General features: G+C 64.1%; 15 protein-coding genes and 1 other RNA gene. 6 read left to right on the top strand and 10 right to left on the bottom strand.

Annotated elements, in window-relative coordinates:
* Positions 1-82 precede the first annotated feature (82 nt).
* Positions 83-604 (top strand): hypothetical protein, encoded by a 522-nt coding sequence (locus tag JG746_RS16575; RefSeq protein ID WP_202359105.1) that lies wholly within the window; start codon positions 83-85, stop codon positions 602-604.
* Positions 605-652: 48 nt separating this feature from the next.
* Here JG746_RS16575 and JG746_RS16580 read toward each other — a convergent pair whose 3' ends face one another.
* Entirely contained in the window at positions 653-1,621 is a 969-nt protein-coding gene (locus JG746_RS16580) for a Dyp-type peroxidase (protein ID WP_202359106.1), read from the bottom strand.
* A gap of 132 nt (positions 1,622-1,753) precedes the next feature.
* On the opposite strand from JG746_RS16580, the gene JG746_RS16585 reads away from it, so the two are divergent.
* Positions 1,754-5,770 (top strand): AsmA family protein, encoded by a 4,017-nt coding sequence (locus JG746_RS16585; protein ID WP_202359107.1) that lies wholly within the window; start codon positions 1,754-1,756, stop codon positions 5,768-5,770.
* A gap of 82 nt (positions 5,771-5,852) precedes the next feature.
* Here the strand turns inward: JG746_RS16585 and JG746_RS16590 are convergent, their stop codons facing one another.
* The 3 genes from JG746_RS16590 to JG746_RS16600 all read right to left on the bottom strand — a co-directional run bounded on the left by JG746_RS16590 (position 5,853) and on the right by JG746_RS16600 (position 7,644).
* Positions 5,853-6,740 carry a sigma-70 family RNA polymerase sigma factor gene (locus JG746_RS16590; protein WP_202359108.1) on the bottom strand — a complete coding sequence of 296 codons (888 nt, stop codon included), beginning with the start codon at positions 6,738-6,740 and terminating at the stop codon, positions 5,853-5,855.
* A gap of 33 nt (positions 6,741-6,773) precedes the next feature.
* A complete protein-coding gene (locus JG746_RS16595; protein ID WP_202359109.1) occupies positions 6,774-7,079 on the bottom strand; it encodes a hypothetical protein in 306 nt (101 codons plus the stop codon).
* 127 nt (positions 7,080-7,206) lie between these two features.
* Positions 7,207-7,644, bottom strand: a complete 438-nt coding sequence (locus JG746_RS16600) for a MarR family winged helix-turn-helix transcriptional regulator (RefSeq protein WP_244730839.1) — start codon at positions 7,642-7,644, stop codon at positions 7,207-7,209.
* 151 nt (positions 7,645-7,795) lie between these two features.
* On the opposite strand from JG746_RS16600, the gene JG746_RS16605 reads away from it, so the two are divergent.
* Complete coding sequence (locus tag JG746_RS16605) at positions 7,796-9,592, top strand: chloride channel protein (protein WP_202359111.1); 1,797 nt, start codon at positions 7,796-7,798, stop codon at positions 9,590-9,592.
* Between the two features lie 122 nt (positions 9,593-9,714).
* Here the strand turns inward: JG746_RS16605 and JG746_RS16610 are convergent, their stop codons facing one another.
* The 4 genes from JG746_RS16610 to JG746_RS16625 form a co-directional block, all read right to left on the bottom strand.
* Positions 9,715-9,939 (bottom strand): ribbon-helix-helix domain-containing protein, encoded by a 225-nt coding sequence (locus tag JG746_RS16610; RefSeq protein ID WP_032930777.1) that lies wholly within the window; start codon positions 9,937-9,939, stop codon positions 9,715-9,717.
* Positions 9,940-9,949: 10 nt separating this feature from the next.
* A complete protein-coding gene (locus JG746_RS16615; protein ID WP_202359112.1) occupies positions 9,950-10,144 on the bottom strand; it encodes a DUF4169 family protein in 195 nt (64 codons plus the stop codon).
* An 11-nt stretch (positions 10,145-10,155) separates the two neighbouring features.
* Positions 10,156-10,692, bottom strand: coding sequence for an SspB family protein (locus JG746_RS16620; protein WP_202359113.1), 537 nt, complete (start codon positions 10,690-10,692; stop codon positions 10,156-10,158).
* Between the two features lie 146 nt (positions 10,693-10,838).
* Positions 10,839-11,528, bottom strand: coding sequence for a TetR/AcrR family transcriptional regulator (locus tag JG746_RS16625; protein ID WP_202359114.1), 690 nt, complete (start codon positions 11,526-11,528; stop codon positions 10,839-10,841).
* A gap of 188 nt (positions 11,529-11,716) precedes the next feature.
* On the opposite strand from JG746_RS16625, the gene JG746_RS16630 reads away from it, so the two are divergent.
* Positions 11,717-12,922 (top strand): multidrug effflux MFS transporter, encoded by a 1,206-nt coding sequence (locus tag JG746_RS16630; RefSeq protein ID WP_010910191.1) that lies wholly within the window; start codon positions 11,717-11,719, stop codon positions 12,920-12,922.
* A gap of 46 nt (positions 12,923-12,968) precedes the next feature.
* Here JG746_RS16630 and JG746_RS16635 read toward each other — a convergent pair whose 3' ends face one another.
* Positions 12,969-13,520, bottom strand: coding sequence for an AAA family ATPase (locus JG746_RS16635; protein ID WP_202359389.1), 552 nt, complete (start codon positions 13,518-13,520; stop codon positions 12,969-12,971).
* Positions 13,521-13,633: 113 nt separating this feature from the next.
* Positions 13,634-13,994, bottom strand: a transfer-messenger RNA (tmRNA) gene (gene ssrA / locus JG746_RS16640).
* A 168-nt stretch (positions 13,995-14,162) separates the two neighbouring features.
* Between ssrA and JG746_RS16645 the strand changes: the two genes are divergently transcribed.
* Both JG746_RS16645 and JG746_RS16650 read left to right on the top strand, forming a co-directional pair.
* Positions 14,163-14,474, top strand: a complete 312-nt coding sequence (locus tag JG746_RS16645) for a DUF2853 family protein (RefSeq protein WP_064983857.1) — start codon at positions 14,163-14,165, stop codon at positions 14,472-14,474.
* Positions 14,475-14,679: 205 nt separating this feature from the next.
* Positions 14,680-15,474, top strand: a complete 795-nt coding sequence (locus JG746_RS16650) for a thymidylate synthase (RefSeq protein ID WP_202359115.1) — start codon at positions 14,680-14,682, stop codon at positions 15,472-15,474.
* Positions 15,475-15,521 lie beyond the last annotated feature (47 nt).

Here is a 15,521-nt window from a genome sequence, read left to right on the forward strand (position 1 = left end):
CTTGACCGCGCCACCATTCGGGTCGAGGCTCCTTTCCGCGGCAGGCCTGACGAGACGGGCGTTGCCAGCGGAGGAGGATGTCATGGCCATTTCACGCAAGGAAGAAACCCGCGCGCTGAGCGCCGATGAAAAGGACCTGGTGGAGAAATCGCACCATCCGGCGGTGCAGGAGCTTTCCGACGCCGACCTTTCCGGCCTGGTCAAGCTGCTGCGCGAGCGGCGCGACAAGGCGCAGGCCGAAGCACATCGTCGCCGCCGCGAAATACGCGGCAAGGGCGCGCCCAAGGGCGCTGCGCCCTCGAAGGCCGATGGCGGTTCGCAGGCCAAGCTGGCGGTGCTGGCCATGGCGATGCGGCGGCTGAATGGCGAGGCGGAACGGCGGCGTCAGCTGGCGGCTCGTGTTTCGCTGGTCGGGAATGCACGCAAGGCGTTGGCGATGAAGCAAAGTGCGCCGGCGGATGGTCCCGCGCACAATTCGCGGACGGCTCACAAGGGCATGCGGGCCGTGACCAACGAGCGGGCGCCGAAGTTGGTCCGGCCGGCGGAACTCGGCCGGCAGCGCAAGGCGGGCAAGGTGGCGCAAGCCAAGCGTGACGCACGCTGATCCCAGCAACAAGGGCTATCGGCAGCCGCTCTACCGTGCCGCGGGAAGCTACTTCTGCGCGCCCTCGGCAAGGGCCTGCAGCATCGGGCGGGTCGGCGCGAAGAAAGTCGTGCCGGTCTGCGGCGTCGAGACATCGAGCAGCCGGTCGTAGGCGCCCGGCGGGTCGCCGACATACATGCGCTGCAGCATCTTCTCGGTGACCCAGAGATACCTCGAGTAGCCGATGAAATAGGTACCGAACTCATTCTGCCCGGGCCTGCCGAACGGCATGTTGTCGCGCAAAATGTCGTATTCGTTGCCGTCGGCGTCCTCGATCGTGGCCAGCGATTTGTGCGATTTGCGCGGCGCGTCGTCATCGTCGATCTCGATGTTGTCGATCTTGGTGCGGCCGATGATCGCCTCCTGCTCTGATGTCGGAATGCGCGCCCAGGCCTGCATGTCGTGCAGGTATTTCTGGACGACGACATAGGAGCCGCCGGCATAGTCGCCATCCTCATCGCCGATCAGCGCCGAGGCGGGCAGGTCGAGGCCGGTCGGATTGGCGGTGCCGTCGACGAAGCCGAGCAGGTCGCGGGCGTCGAAATAGCGAAAGCCCGTGACTTCGTCGACGACGGTCACATCAGGACCAAGCCGGTCGAGCAAGATGCGCTCGAACTCGAAGCACATGTCCGGCCGCTCGGCCCGGATGTGGAATAGAAGGTCGCCCGGCGTCGATGGCGCCGAATGGACCGCCCCCTTGATCGGCGCGAACGGCTTCAGCTCCAGCGGCCGCCGCCCGGGGCTTAGACGATCCCACAGATCGCGGCCGATGCCGGCAATGCACGACAGGCGGCCGCCGAGATCGCGGAAGCCGACCGTCTTGACCAGATCGTCAAGTTCGCCGAGCACGGAACAGACCTTGGCCAGGGCCGGTTGTTCGCCGGCAACGGTGACGACCAGGAAAATCGCCGACTGCGAAAGCGGCGCATCGACGCTCTGCGCGTCGATCGGCACGCGGTCCCAGTTCTTGCCTGACATTCGAAAATCTCCGCTTTTGCCGGATTTGTTTCAGATAGCCCGGGATGACGCAATACTGGATGAATTGCCTCTTTATCGACACGCGGATGCGGGTAGAGTGCGGCAGAATTTCAAACAACCTGTTGGGGGCTGATGCTCGCACGCCTGTTCGTGATCTTCGGTGGCCTGTTCGTGCTGGTGCTGTGCGCGGCGCTGGTGGTGCCCTATTTCATCGATTGGACCGGCTACCGCGCTGAGTTCGAGCGTGAGGCAAGCGCCATTCTCGGCCGCAAGGTGACCGTGCAGGGCGATGCCACGGCGCGGTTGCTTCCATTCCCCTCTGTGACCTTCTCCAACGTTGCCGTCGCCGGCGGTCCGAAGGGCCAGCCGGCCATGACCGTCGAGACGTTTTCGATGGATGCGGAACTGGCGCCCTTCCTGCGTGGCGAAGTGCTGATTTTCGACATGCGGCTGGAGCACCCGAAGGCGACCATCGACATTGCCAATGACGGCACTGTCGACTGGGCGATGCGCCCGTCCTCGCCTTTCGACCTCAACCAGATCTCGATCGAGAAACTGACGGTGACGGAAGGCCAGATCGAACTGCGCCACGCCGCCGGCGGACGCAGCCATATCTTTTCCGAGATCAATTCGACCATTTCGGCCAAGTCGCTGGCCGGTCCGTGGCGCATGGATGGCACGTTGCGGCTGGACGGGTTGCGCACCACGATCGCGGCGTCGACCGGCAAGGCCGAAGGCAATGGCCAGATGCGGCTGCGGCTGAAGGCCGACCCAGACGCCTATCCGCTGGTGATCGAAACCGACGGCAATGCCGGCATCGTCAAGGGTGCCGCCGTCTACTCCGGCCAGTTCAAGATTTCCGGCGCCGATAAGAATTCGGCCCAATTGCGCGGCACCGATGGCGAGACCGTGAAGGTCAGCACCGGCAAGCCCGATCCGGGCTTTCGCCTGAACGGCAAGTTCTCGCTCGACCACCAGAAGCTTGGCGTCGACGAATTCCGCTTCGAGACCGGGCCGCTGGACAATCCCTACACCGCCGACGGCAAGGCCTCGGTCGATCTCGGCCAGAAGCCGAACTTCGCCATCGAGGCCAATGGCGCGCAGGTGCAGTTCGACGAGGCCGTGGGCGCGGAATCCGGCGCAGGCCTGACGCTCGACCAGCGCATCGCCGGTCTGGAGCAGGCGCTGCTCGATCTGCCGAAGCCGACCATTCCCGGTACCGTCGAGGTCAAGCTGCCGGCGGTGGTGGCCGGCGACACGACGGTGCGTGATGTCCATCTTTCCGCCGAGCCCGTCGAGAGCGGCTGGTCGATCAAATCGCTTGCCGCGACCTTGCCCGGCCGCACCACGCTGGAAGCCGATGGCATGCTTGCCCTCAATGTGCAGGGCCATTTCGGCTTCACCGGATCGCTGCTGCTGGCCGTGGCGCAGCCGTCCGGTTTTGCCGCCTGGCTGTCGAAAGATGTCGACGAGGCGATCCGCCGTCTGCCGGCGGCCGGCTTCAAGGCCAAGGTCGATCTGACGGAAAAGCACCAGGCCTTCAGCGATCTCGAGCTGATCCTGGGCAAGGCGAAATTCTCGGGCCGCATCGATTCCAGCCAGCCTGACGAAGCCAGGCCATCAGTGCTGATGCGGCTCGAAGGCGGCGAACTTGACGTCGACGGGCTGGCGGCCTTCGCCTCGATCTTCGTCAGCGACAAGGGCGCCAACCGCTTTGCCGACAGCGATCTCGATTTCCAGATCAAGGCCGGGCCGGTCAGCGCCGGCGGGTTGACCGCCGACACGGTCGACACCGCGCTCAGGCTGCGCGACGGCTTGCTTGAAGTCGACCGGCTCTCCGTCGGCGGATTGGCCGGCGCCTCGATCAGCGCCACGGGGCGGATCAAGGATTTCCCGGCGAGCCCGACCGGCAAGCTCGACGCATCGGTTGTCGCTGTCGATCTGAAGCCGCTGATCGACGTCGCCGCGCAGCATTATCCCGACAATGCGGTGCTGAAAGGGTTGGCGAGCCGTGCGGCCGCCTATCCCGACCTATTCCAGGATGCACGCGTAGACCTTGTGGCAAGTGCCGCTGACAATGGCGATGGCACGACGGGCCTGGCGGTGAGCGGACAGGGCAAGGCCGGCGGCTCGGCTTTTTCGGCTTCGCTGTCGGGGAAGGGGGAGCCGGACAAGCTTCTCGATGCGCCGGTGACACTGACCTTCAACGCCAAGAACCCCGACGCGACCGCGCTGCTGGCGCTTTACGGCCTGCCGGCGCTGCCGCTCGGCATGCTGGGCGAGGCAACCACCGATATCCAGGCGAAAGGCACGTTGGGCGGCGGGCTGGCGACGACTTTCAGTCTCGCCGGCAATGACTTCAAGGCCAGCTTCGAGGGAACCGTCGCGGACACGCCGCAAGGACCTGCCGCCAAGGGCAAGATCAATCTTGATGCGGCCGACATCGAACCGTGGTTGATGACATCGGGCATCGGCCTGCCGGGCATGGGGGCGGGCATGTCGGCATCGCTCTCGGCACAGGGCGACTATGGCAACGGCCTGCTGGTGCTGGACAATGTCAGCGGCGCGATCAACGAGGCCGCGGTGTCCGGCGACATCAACATCGACGCCAAGGACGGCGTACCGCATCTGGCCGGCGCGCTGGCGCTTGACGAGCTCGACCTCGATCCGATGGCGGTGGCGCTGTTCGGCGATTCCGCCTTCCTTGCTGACAAGGGTGGGGCCGACAAGAGCGGCACCAACAAGGGCGCAAACGACAAGAGCGCAAACGACAGAGGCGGCGCCTGGCCGGCAGCACCCTTCAGCCAGAAGTCCAGCCTGCCGTTTACCGCCAATCTCGACCTGACGACGGCCGCCCTTGCCGCCGGGCCGTTCGCCACCGCCTATGATGCCGCCTTTTCGCTGAAGCTCGACCAGGAAGGCATCCGCGTTTCGGACCTGAAGGCGAAACTTCTCGGCGGGGTACTGACCGGCCTGTTCGAGCTGAAGAACAATGAAGGCACCGGGCTTTTCACCGGCCAGATGAAGCTGGCCGGCGCGGATCTGGCAAACGTGCTGCCGGATAGCGGCATTGGCGGCGTCGGCGATTTCTCGACGACTCTTTCGACCAGCGGCAAGTCCGTCGATGCGATGATCGCCGCGCTGTCGGGTTCCGGCACGGCGACGCTCAAGGGGTTGCAGGTCGCGGGCGTCAATCCGGACGCATTCAGCGCTTTGCTGGCCAAGGCGGATGCGATCGGACGCGACATCGACGCGGCCAAGACTGCTGGCTTCGCACCCGGGATCGCTGCCGATGGCAATTTCCCAGCCGGGGACGCCGATGTTGCTTTCACGATTGCCGGCGGCACGCTGCGGGCGCCGCCGATCAGCCTTCAAAACCCGGCGGCGACCTTGTCCGCCGACATCACGGCCGATCTCAACACCAGCACGGTTTCCGCCAAGGGCGCCATCACCTATCGGCCCGGCGACGAGGCGCTGGTCGGCTCCGAGCCGGTCGTCAATTTCACGGCCGAAGGGCCGTTCGGCGCCGTCAAACGGCAGTTCGACAGCGAGCCCTTGGCGCAGTTCCTGACCCAGCGCGCGCTGGAGAAGGAGCAGCAGCGCGTCGAGGCGATGCAGGCGGCGTTGCTGGAGAAACAGCGGCTGCGGCGCGAGGTGCGCTATTACGCGGCGCTGCAGGACGCACGCGACAAGGCCGCTGAGGAACTGCGCCAGCAGGAAGAGGCGGCGCGGCTGAAAGCCGAGGCCGACGCCAAGGCGAAAGCCGAGGCCGAGGCCCAGGCGCAGGCCGAAGCGGAGGCCAAGGCGAAGGCCGACGAGGAAGCGAAAGCCAAGGCTGATGCCGACGCCAAGGCGAAAGCCGATGCCGACGCGAAGGCCAAAGCCGAAGCCGACGCCAAGGCCGCGGCCGAGCAGCAGGCCGCCGACGAGGCGGCCAAGGCTCAGGCCGAGCAGGAGCGCCAGAAGGCCGAGGAAGCGATGCGCATCGCCTCACAGGAAAAGGCCAGGCTCGAGGCCGAGCGCAAGGCCGCTGAACAGGCGCCCAAGGTCGAGCCTGCGCCTTTGCCGGAGGCCAGCGGCAACCCGCCGCCAGCCAAGCCGAAGTCCAATCCGTTCACGATCGACAATTTGTTGAAGTCGTTGCAGTAGCCGCACGGCAGTAGGGCAGTAGGGCAGTAGGGCAGTAGGGCAGTAGGGCAGTAGGGCGAGGCTTTCCCCGTTCCGGAATTGTTCAGAGAACGAGCATCTCAGCACTGTCGGCGACGTACCGAGCGTGGCGGAAATCTTGGATGGCGGCGAGCTTGCCGTCCTGCCAGGCCAGCAGGATGAAGTAGGTTGGGCGGGCCGTCGGGTCGTTGGGGTCGCGGACGAGTATTGCCGGCCTGCCTTCGACGAGGCCGGGCACGAGATGCCAATCGCGCACCCTGGAATAGTTGCCGAAATAGGTGCCGACTTCCTTGTGGCCGTTGAGCCGTGTCCTGGCCACCAGTTCCAGCCGCACCTCTTCGGCCAGCATGTCGCGCACCGCGTCGAAATCACGGGCATTGAAGCGATCGATGTAGGCGTTGAGCAGCTGGCGTTCCGCAGCACCCAGTCTCGGGACAGGGCGGTCGTCGGGCTCGTGCGCAATCTGGCGCAGCCGGTCGCGGCCGCGATGCAGCGCAGCCTTGACCGCGGGGATGCTGGTGTCGAGCGTGGCGCTGATCTCCTGCAGGGAATAGCCCAGAACGTCCATCATGATGACGCTGCTTCGCTGCGTCACGGGAAGGCGCATGAAGGTATGCAGCCCCGCAGCCGCGGCCTGACGATCGACGGTGGGGTTGGCCGGGTCGACGATCATGTCCAAGTCCTCGTCGGAATAGGCGTTTTCGCGGGATCGTCGGCGCAGGAAGTCGAGCGCCGTATTGTGGGCGATGCGAAACAACCAGCCTTCCGGATTGGCGATCGGGCCGGCGCCGGGCAAGGCCTCGACCGCCTTGGCCAGCGCCTCCTGCAACACGTCCTCGCCGTCGAAGACCGAGCCCGTCATCCGGGCGCAGTAGCGATGCAGCTTGGGGCGCAATTCTCCAAACAGGCGCTCAAAGGGCCCGTGCTGCCCGCCAGGAATGGGAATGTTCATTCGTCTCCCGTTCTGCGCCGTCGCTTCCCTCGGTCACGCATCCAGCATCCGGTAGCTGCCCACCACGGTCATCTCGTCGCGTTGCGGAGGTTCGCTGCAGCGATCCCTGATGCCGTTTTGAAAGGCCACGAATGCGGCCAGCCGCGTGATGATATCAGAATGCGCGTCGGTTTCCGTCTCGACCAGATGGACAAACGTGCCGTCGCCGGACCGCAAGGTCATGTAGCGAACGCCATCCGGTGCTTTGTCGCGCAGTTCCTTGAACACGGCCTTGACCAGCCGCTCGTTCTCATCGGCCCGTTCGGGTTTGGTCTTGTAGCGTATCAGATGGCGTTTCATCGCTGGCCTTCCTCTCGATTGCCTTGCGCCCGTTTGAGGCTTTCATCCCCCTAGACGTTGCGGGGAGGCCAAAGGATTCAGGCGTCGAAAGAATAAAAGGTGCCATCCGGTGCAAAACGCCAGAGCGTCACTCGCGGCCCTGATCGAGCAGGCGCCTCAGCATAGGCTCGATGCGCGAAAGCTCGTCGAGATGCGCCGCTGACAGTTCGGCCAGGCAATCGTCGGCCCGTTCGGTCAGCCGCAGCAGCACGCGGCGATGGTCGTCCTTGTCCTGGTCTCGCACGACCAGTCCGGCTTCGCCCAGGCGGTTCACCAGCTCGACGGCGCTGTGATGGCGGATTCGCAGGCGCTCCGCCAGGTCGCCGACCGTCACCGGTCCGCCGCCCGGATAGCCCTTGATCGCCAGCAGCGCCTGGTGCTGGCGCGGCGTCAGGCCGGCGTCCTCGGCCTGCACCTGGCTGAATTCGAGGAAGCGGCGGATCAGGTAGCGGAACTCGGACAGCCGCTCGTAGTCGGCCTGTTCGATGGCGGGGCGGGATTTCCTGGGCTGCGTCATTCCAGACATTTGTTCCATTCCGGCCAAAGGCTCAAACGGTTTTGCTGCAAAACCGGCTTGAATTTATATCGTGTTACGATAGATAGCGAGCCGACAAGTCTGGCCGGCGTCTTCGCCGTGCCGGCATATCCGAGATGCGGCCACCGCCAGAAAGCCAGCCATGAAGCCCTCCGAAAACAACCATCTCAGGGATTTCACCACCGACGCGCGCGTGCTGACCATTGCCACCATTGCCGTGGTGGTCGCCACGGCGGGGCTGTTCGCCGGCATTGCGCTGTTGAAACTGATCCGGCTTGCCACCAACATCGCCTATTTCGGCCAGTTTTCGCTCGCCGAGCTGAAATTGCAGGATACGCCGCTTGGGCTTGCCGCGGTGGTGGTGCCGGTGATCGGCGCCCTGGTCATCGGGCTGATGGCGCGCTACGGCAGCGAGAAGATCCGTGGCCATGGCATTCCCGAAGCGATCGAGGCGATCCTGCTCGGGCGTTCGAAACTCGGCGCCAAGGTGGCGATCCTGAAGCCGCTGTCGTCGGCGATCTCCATCGGCTCCGGTGGCCCGTTCGGCGCCGAGGGGCCGATCATCATGACCGGCGGCGCCATCGGCTCGCTGATCGCGCAGATGCTGCCGGTCAGCGACAATGAGCGCAAGACTTTGCTGGTGGCAGGGGCGGCGGCCGGCATGACCACCGTGTTCGGCACGCCGATCGCGGCCATCATGCTGGCGGTGGAACTGCTGCTGTTCGAATGGACGCCGCGCTCCTTCATTCCCGTGGCGGTCGCGGCCATCGTCGCCGAGGTCGAGCGCACCGTGCTGCATCTGCCCGGGCCGATCTTTCCGTTCCAGGGCGGCATGGAGGTTTCGTTCGTCGGGCTTGGCGGCTGGGTTCTGGTCGGCATCTGCGCCGGCCTGCTGTCGGGGCTGCTCACCCAGATGGTCTATGCCTGCGAGGACGCCTTCCAGAAACTGCCCATCCACTGGATGTGGTGGCCGATGATCGGCGGCCTGGTGGTCGGCATCGGCGGACTGATCGAGCCACGGGCGCTCGGCGTCGGCTATGACAACATCGCCGACATGCTGGATGGCCGCACGGTCGCGGCCGCCGCCCTGCTGCTGCTGGTGGTCAAGGCCATCATCTGGTCGGTGGCGCTCGGTTCGGGAACCTCAGGAGGTGTGCTGGCGCCGCTGCTGATCATGGGGGGCGCAATGGGGGCGGTGCTCGCCGGCATCCTGCCGGCGGCGGATCCAGGCTTCTGGGCGCTGCTGGCCATGGCCGCGACCATGGGCGGCACGATGCGGGCGCCGCTGACGGCCACCTTCTTCGCCGTCGAGTTGACCGGCAACACGCATGTGCTGGTGCCGCTGATCGCGGCTTGTGCCGCGGCGCATGCCGTCACCGTGCTCCTGATGAAGCGGTCGATCCTGACCGAGAAGATCGCCAGGCGAGGGCACCACCTCGTTCGCGAATACCGCGTCGATCCCTTCGCGCTGACCAGGGTGCGCGAGGTGATGACGTCGCAGGTCGAGAGCGTGCCGGCGACGATGACGCTGCATGGCGCCGCCGCCTTCCTGACCGCGCCGGAAACCCGGCATCCGAGCTTCCCGGTTGTCGACGAGAACAGGCGGGTGCTTGGCCTCATCGATCCGCCGGCGATCCTGCGCTGGCGCCGCGCCGGCAAGCACCGGACGACGACGCTCGGCGACCTGCTTGCCGGAAGCAAGGTGACGCTCGCTTTTCCGGACGAATATCTGGAAGGCCTTTCGGACAAGCTGCTGATGGCCAACGTCTCGCATCTGCCGGTCGTCACCCGCGAAAGCCTGCAACTGGTCGGCTATGTCGGCTGGAAGGATCTGATGGGCGTGCGGTCCAGAAAACAGGCCGAGGAGCGCGACCGCTCTACCTTGCTTGGCTTCGGCACCAGGCGCGGGAAAAGGACGGACGCTGTCGAGGGCGTCTAGAGCGTTTCGCCGTTTCATGGAAACGGCGAACCGCTTTAACTCTTTGTTTTGACGCAATTCCCAAGGGCAAAGCGCTATGCGCTTTGCCCGGGGAAATCGCTCACACTTTTCCTGGAATTGCTCTAGGCGTTCGCCCCGCGCTTCGCCCATTCCAGCACATGCAGCCGCAGCGCCGAGGACAGGTTGGTGTCGCGGGGGCGCGTCTCGTCGACTTCGGCCACGAGCGCGGCGAGCGTCAGCTTTCTCGCCGCGGCGATGGCGACGAGATCGTCATAGAAGGGCTTTTCCAGGGAATAGCTGGTGCGATGGCCGCGAATGGTCACCGAGCGCTTTTCGACGACGCTCACGGCCCGACACTCACGGCTCGTCCTTGCCGGACCGCTCGAGGCGATGGCCGGCGACGAATTTCTCGGCCTTGTCGGCATTCAGCCGGTCGCGTTGCTTCTCCGCCTTGGAGCGGCCATGCAAGGCCCGGTTCTGTTCGGCGACGCGCGTCTTCTCGTCCCGCGCCTTCTGCTTTCGGGCCTGGCGGAGGTTAACGATATCGGCCATGGCCCGGGAGCCTATTTCTTGCGGAAGGCGTCGAGCGAAACCACTTCGGCGCCTTTGGCGCCGGCGTCAGCCGCTGCGGGCTTTTTCTCCGGCTCGGAGGCGGCCTTCTTCTCGGCCTTCGGCTTCTTCTCGGATACGATGGTCAGCGGCTCGGACGCCGGCTGGGCCGGTTCCTCTTCGGGCTGCGCATCGGTCTTGACGTCGAACTCAAGCTCGAAATTGACCGAGGGATCATAGAAGCCACGCACGGCCGAGAACGGGATTTCGAGCTTTTCCGGCACATCGGAGAAGGACAGGCCAACCTCGAAGCCGGTGTCGGTCACTTTCAGGTCCCAATACTGGAACTGGATGACGATGGTCATCTGCTCGGGATAGCGCTCGCGCAGGCGCGACGACACGCGCACGCCGGGCGCGCCGGTCAGGAAGGTGATGAAGAAATGATGGTTGCCGGGGAGGCCGGTGCGTGCGACCTCGGCCAGGACCTTGCGCATGACGCCGCGCAACGCCTCCTGGGCCAGAATGTCGTAGCGGATGTGGTCGTCGGCCATGTGGTGGTCGGGTTCCGTTGAATCGTCCGCATAGCTGTAATCAAGCTTGAGCGCGGCGTAAACCTGATATAGCCCACCGTCGCGTCGAAGCGAGAACTATTGCCAACGATTTGATCGGCAGCGCGGCTTGCCGGCAACCGTAAATGTTATGCGTTAGCCAGCGCAGTGTGCTTTTTGACGCTGCCCGGGGCAGGGCGCTTGCCGAAAGCGCGCAGGAAAGTGCGCACGCCATTCGTCGCCGATTGCAGCACTTCGTCCTCGCGCGGCGAGCCGCCGAGCATGAAAGTGATCTGCAGTTCGGCATTGACCAGGCCGAGGAACTGGCGCGCCGCGACGTCGGGGTCGTCGATTGTGAGGTAGCCGCCATAGGCGAGGCGGGCGAGGCGGGCGGCGATTGCCGGCCATGTCCTGCCCGGGCCCTGTTCGCGCCATTCGGCGAACAGTTCGGGATAGCGCTCGCCTTCGGTCTGGATCAGCTTGCGCAGGAATTTTCCGTCGCGGTTGCAGATGCAGTTCTGGTTCAGGCGCACCGCAAAGCCGATCAAATCCGCTTCGAGATCGCCGGGCTGATCGGGAAAGGTGGCTATGGTGGCGAAGATGCCGACATTGCAGCGATCGGTGAGGTCGCGCACCACCGCCATGAACAGCTTTTCCTTGTCGCCATGGTGGTTGTAGACGGTCTGGCGCGAGACTCCAGCCTCGGCGGCAATCAGGTCGATATTGGCGCCGGCAAAGCCTTCGCGACAGAACACACCGGCAGCGGCGTCGACGATCGACAGGCGCTTGGCCTCATGGCCACGTGGCGGGAAAGTGTCAGGAGAAACGCTCGCTCTCATGAAAAACTATATAGAGGTGATTGACGATTTAGACAAGACTGTCTAAATTTGTGGACATACGATAAAGAGATTTCGCGCCGGGGAAGAACAGAATTCGTTCCTGTGGAGTCGGAATCTCGCGGGATGGAACGTCCTAGGGTTTGACGTCGCCTGGCGGCGGCAACCAGAATTCGAAAGAAGCCAATATCATGAGTCCCAAATTCCTCCGCATCGCGGTTGTGCTCGGCCTTTTGTCCGCTATCGGCCCCTTCGCGATCGACATGTATCTTCCCGCTTTGCCGTCGATCGGCGCGGATCTGCACGCCGGCACCGCCGCCGTGCAGATGAGCCTGCTGATCTTCTTCCTATCCATGGGTTTCGGCCAGATCGTCGTCGGGCCGATTTCCGACATGGTCGGCCGCAAGCTGCCGCTCTATGGCGGCCTTGGACTGTTCATGGTCGGCGGCATCGGTTCGGCAATGGCGCCGACCATCGAGTGGCTGATCGCCTTCCGTTTCCTGCAAGGCCTTGGCGCCAGCGCCGGCATGGCCGTGCCGCGCGCCATCGTGCGCGACCTGCACACGGGCAACGAAGCGGCCAAGCTGATGTCCTTGCTGATGCTGGTTTTCTCGGTGTCGCCGATCCTGGCGCCGCTGACCGGCAGCCAGATCATCGAGAATTTCGGCTGGCGTGCCGTGTTCTGGACGGTGACGGGCGCGGCGGCCCTTGCAACGATCCTGCTCGCGACCTCGCTCAAGGAGACGCGGCCGGCGGAAGAACGCGTCGGTTCCTCGTTCGGAACCGCGCTTGCAGGCTACCGCTTCCTGATGGGCGACCGCAATTTCCTAGGCCTGGTGGCGATCGCCGGCTTCGGCATTGCTAGCTTCTTCGTCTATCTGTCGAGCTCGTCCTTCATCCTGATCGACCATTACGGGCTGTCGCCTTCGGTCTACAGCGTGTTCTTCTCGATCAATGCGGTGGCCTTCATCGGCATGTCGCAGCTGACGGGCCTGCTGGCCGAGCGTTTTGGGCTGCGGCGCGTGGTGCGTGTCGCGGTGACCGGCTATGCCTCGACGATGGTGGTGCTGCTCGCGATCATGGCGACGGGCGTCGACCGGCTCGACGTGATGGCAGCCCTGCTGTTCGTCGGCTACGGCTTCCTTGGCCTGGTCATTCCGACCACCTCGGTGCTGGCCATGGAAGAGCATGGCGAGATCGCCGGCACGGCCTCGGCGCTGATGGGCACGCTGCACTTCGCCATCGGCGCGCTCGCCATGGGCGTCGCCGGCGTGTTTTTCGACGGCACGCCGCTCCCGATGGTCGCCGGCATCACGCTGTGCGCGGTGATTTCGTTCACGCTGGCCAAGGTCACGCTTGGCCGTTCGCGCGAAGCGGTCGAAGCGCCGGCGGAATAGGCGCTGTATGCAATCCCATGAAAAGGCCGGGTTTTCCCGGCCTTTTTCATTTGAGCCCCGCCTCGGCCAATACAAAACCCACTCGTGCCTCGACCGGCGACAGGGGCAAGGGGACCAGCTCGTAGCCCAGCTCCGTATAGACGGCGGCCAGTGCATGATAGGTGCGCTCGGCCTCGTCCGATGTCTGCTTGCGTTCTTCATCCTGCGTGAAAATGTCAGGCCAGGGCGGAGCGATGAACACACGCGGATTGTAGCGGAAGCGCATGGCGGCGGTTCTGATGTGTGCTGCCACGGGCAAGCCGCTCAGCTTGAGATAGCCAAGCGTGTCCGGCACGCCGCGATCGAAGAAGACCGGTCCTGTCTGCTCGATCGCGGTCTGATATGAGCCCATCTCCCAGGACAGCATGAGTTCGGCGAACAGCGGGCGGTCGTTCCAGGGCAGGGCGGTTCCGCCAATGGCGGACTGGTCGCGGATGATGCCGCGTCCGGCTTCCACGGAAGTCGCAAAGCCCGCCTGTTGCAGCGCAGTGATCAAAGTGGTCTTGCCGGAGCCCGGACCGCCGGTCAGCACGAAGAATCGATCGGAATCGTTTTGCATTTTTCTGCCCATGAAGAAGGAGACATGCGATGCGGCGGCTTCGCGGCTCACGGCCATGCGAAGTCTCGACGGCGAGAAGCGGCCGTTGCGCATGATTTGGATTGAGGGGGAGAAGTGGAGGTTTCTGTTGCCAGGTACCTCCGAACCCCGCCTAGAAGTGCGAACCCCTAGGGCTTGATTTGAAGCTATCGCACTGCATTAAGCAGCGAGACGTGCTTCCGCATAGTTGTCGTTGGCAACTATAAGTTTAGCCCGATGACGGTGGTACAATGCCGGGCAAAAGTACGATCTTTACACCTTCGTCGATCCTATTTCGCCCCCAGCAAAAACCGCTCTGTCGTCAACAGCAGCTTTTGGTGGAGGCGCCGGGTACCGCCCCCGGGTCCGAACGGCTTATTTCATCGCCCATTTATCGCCATAGTCGGTCAAGCCGACAAATCGAATATAGGGGGCGTTGCGTGGAAATGAAAGGCCGCAATGGCGCTTTGTCCCTGTGTCAAATTGCGACGGCAAGGGTTGACTTGGGCGCGGTCTCAACGGAAGCTTTGCGGGCGGTGAGGAGTTAGCGACCTAGCGCACAGATTGCGAAGCGCGCCACAGCCCTCATCGATCGGATCCGTGGCGCCGACGAGGGGAATTTTGATGGCCGACTATCTTGCGGATGTGAAGAAATACGACGCGGGCGCCAGCGCCGACGCGGTCGAAAAGATCGTCAAGCATCTGGGCATTGCGCTGAGGAACCGCGACTCCTCGCTGGTGTCCTGCACCGATCCGAAGGAGCTCGAGCGCGTCAAGGAGAGCTGGGTGGCCAAGAAGCTCGGCGTCAGCGACGGGGCCAAGGCCGACGCCTCGATCGAGAAGACCTGCAAGGCGATGCACGCCGACAACACCAAGAGCCGCGTGACCTTTTATTATCTGGTGGCCAAGGATCTGGGCAAACTCGGTTCGCTCTGACGATCGCGTCAATTTGCGAAGGCTGGCGCCGGCGTTGCGGCCAGCCACTTTCTCCCCGTCACTATACGGGGAGAAATGCCCGGCAGGGCAATGAGGGGCGGCGCAGACGCCTAGACAGAGTGGTGCGCAAGTAGCGCCGTTTTGCTGTGTTCGGCCGCCGGTATGGCCGCTATAATATCCAGACACCCGAATCGAGCTGGAACCAATGCGCCAATATCTCGACCTCTTGCAGCATGTGCTGGACAATGGCGCCGACCGCGGCGACCGCACCGGCACCGGTACGCGCTCCGTCTTCGGCTACCAGATGCGTTTCGACCTGGCGCGCGGCTTTCCCGTCACCACCACCAAAAAGCTGCATCTGAAGTCGATCATCCATGAACTCTTGTGGTTCCTGGCCGGCGACACCAACATCAAATATCTGACCGACCACGGCGTCACGATCTGGGACGAATGGGCCGACGAGAATGGCGACCTTGGCCCCGTCTACGGCAAGCAGTGGCGCTCCTGGCCGGACGGCCATGGCGGCTCGATCGACCAGATCGCCAATCTTCTGAAGGAGATACGCCGCAATCCTCAGTCGAGGCGGCTGATCGTTTCGGCCTGGAACCCGGCCGAGGTGGAAGCCATGGCGCTGCCGCCCTGCCATTGTCTGTTTCAGTTCTATGTGTCCGAGGGCCGGCTTTCCTGCCAGCTCTACCAGCGGTCGGCCGACATTTTCCTTGGTGTGCCGTTCAACATCGCATCCTACGCGCTGCTGACGCTGATGGTGGCGCAGGTGACCGGGCTGAAGCCGGGCGATTTCGTCCACACGCTGGGGGACGCGCATCTCTACTCGAACCATTTCGAACAGGCGCGCGAACAGTTGCGGCGCACGCCGAGGGCTCTGCCGACGATGTGGATCAATCCGGAGGTGAAGGACCTGTTCGCCTTCCGCTTCGAGGATTTCCAGCTGGAGAGTTATGTCGCCGATGCCTCGATCAAGGCGCCGATCGCCGTTTAAGGCATGTGGATATTCAGGTGATGCGGCCTGACCTGAATCTGAACACC

The organism is Mesorhizobium sp. 113-3-3 (genome assembly GCF_016756495.1).
Lineage (GTDB): Bacteria > Pseudomonadota > Alphaproteobacteria > Rhizobiales > Rhizobiaceae > Mesorhizobium.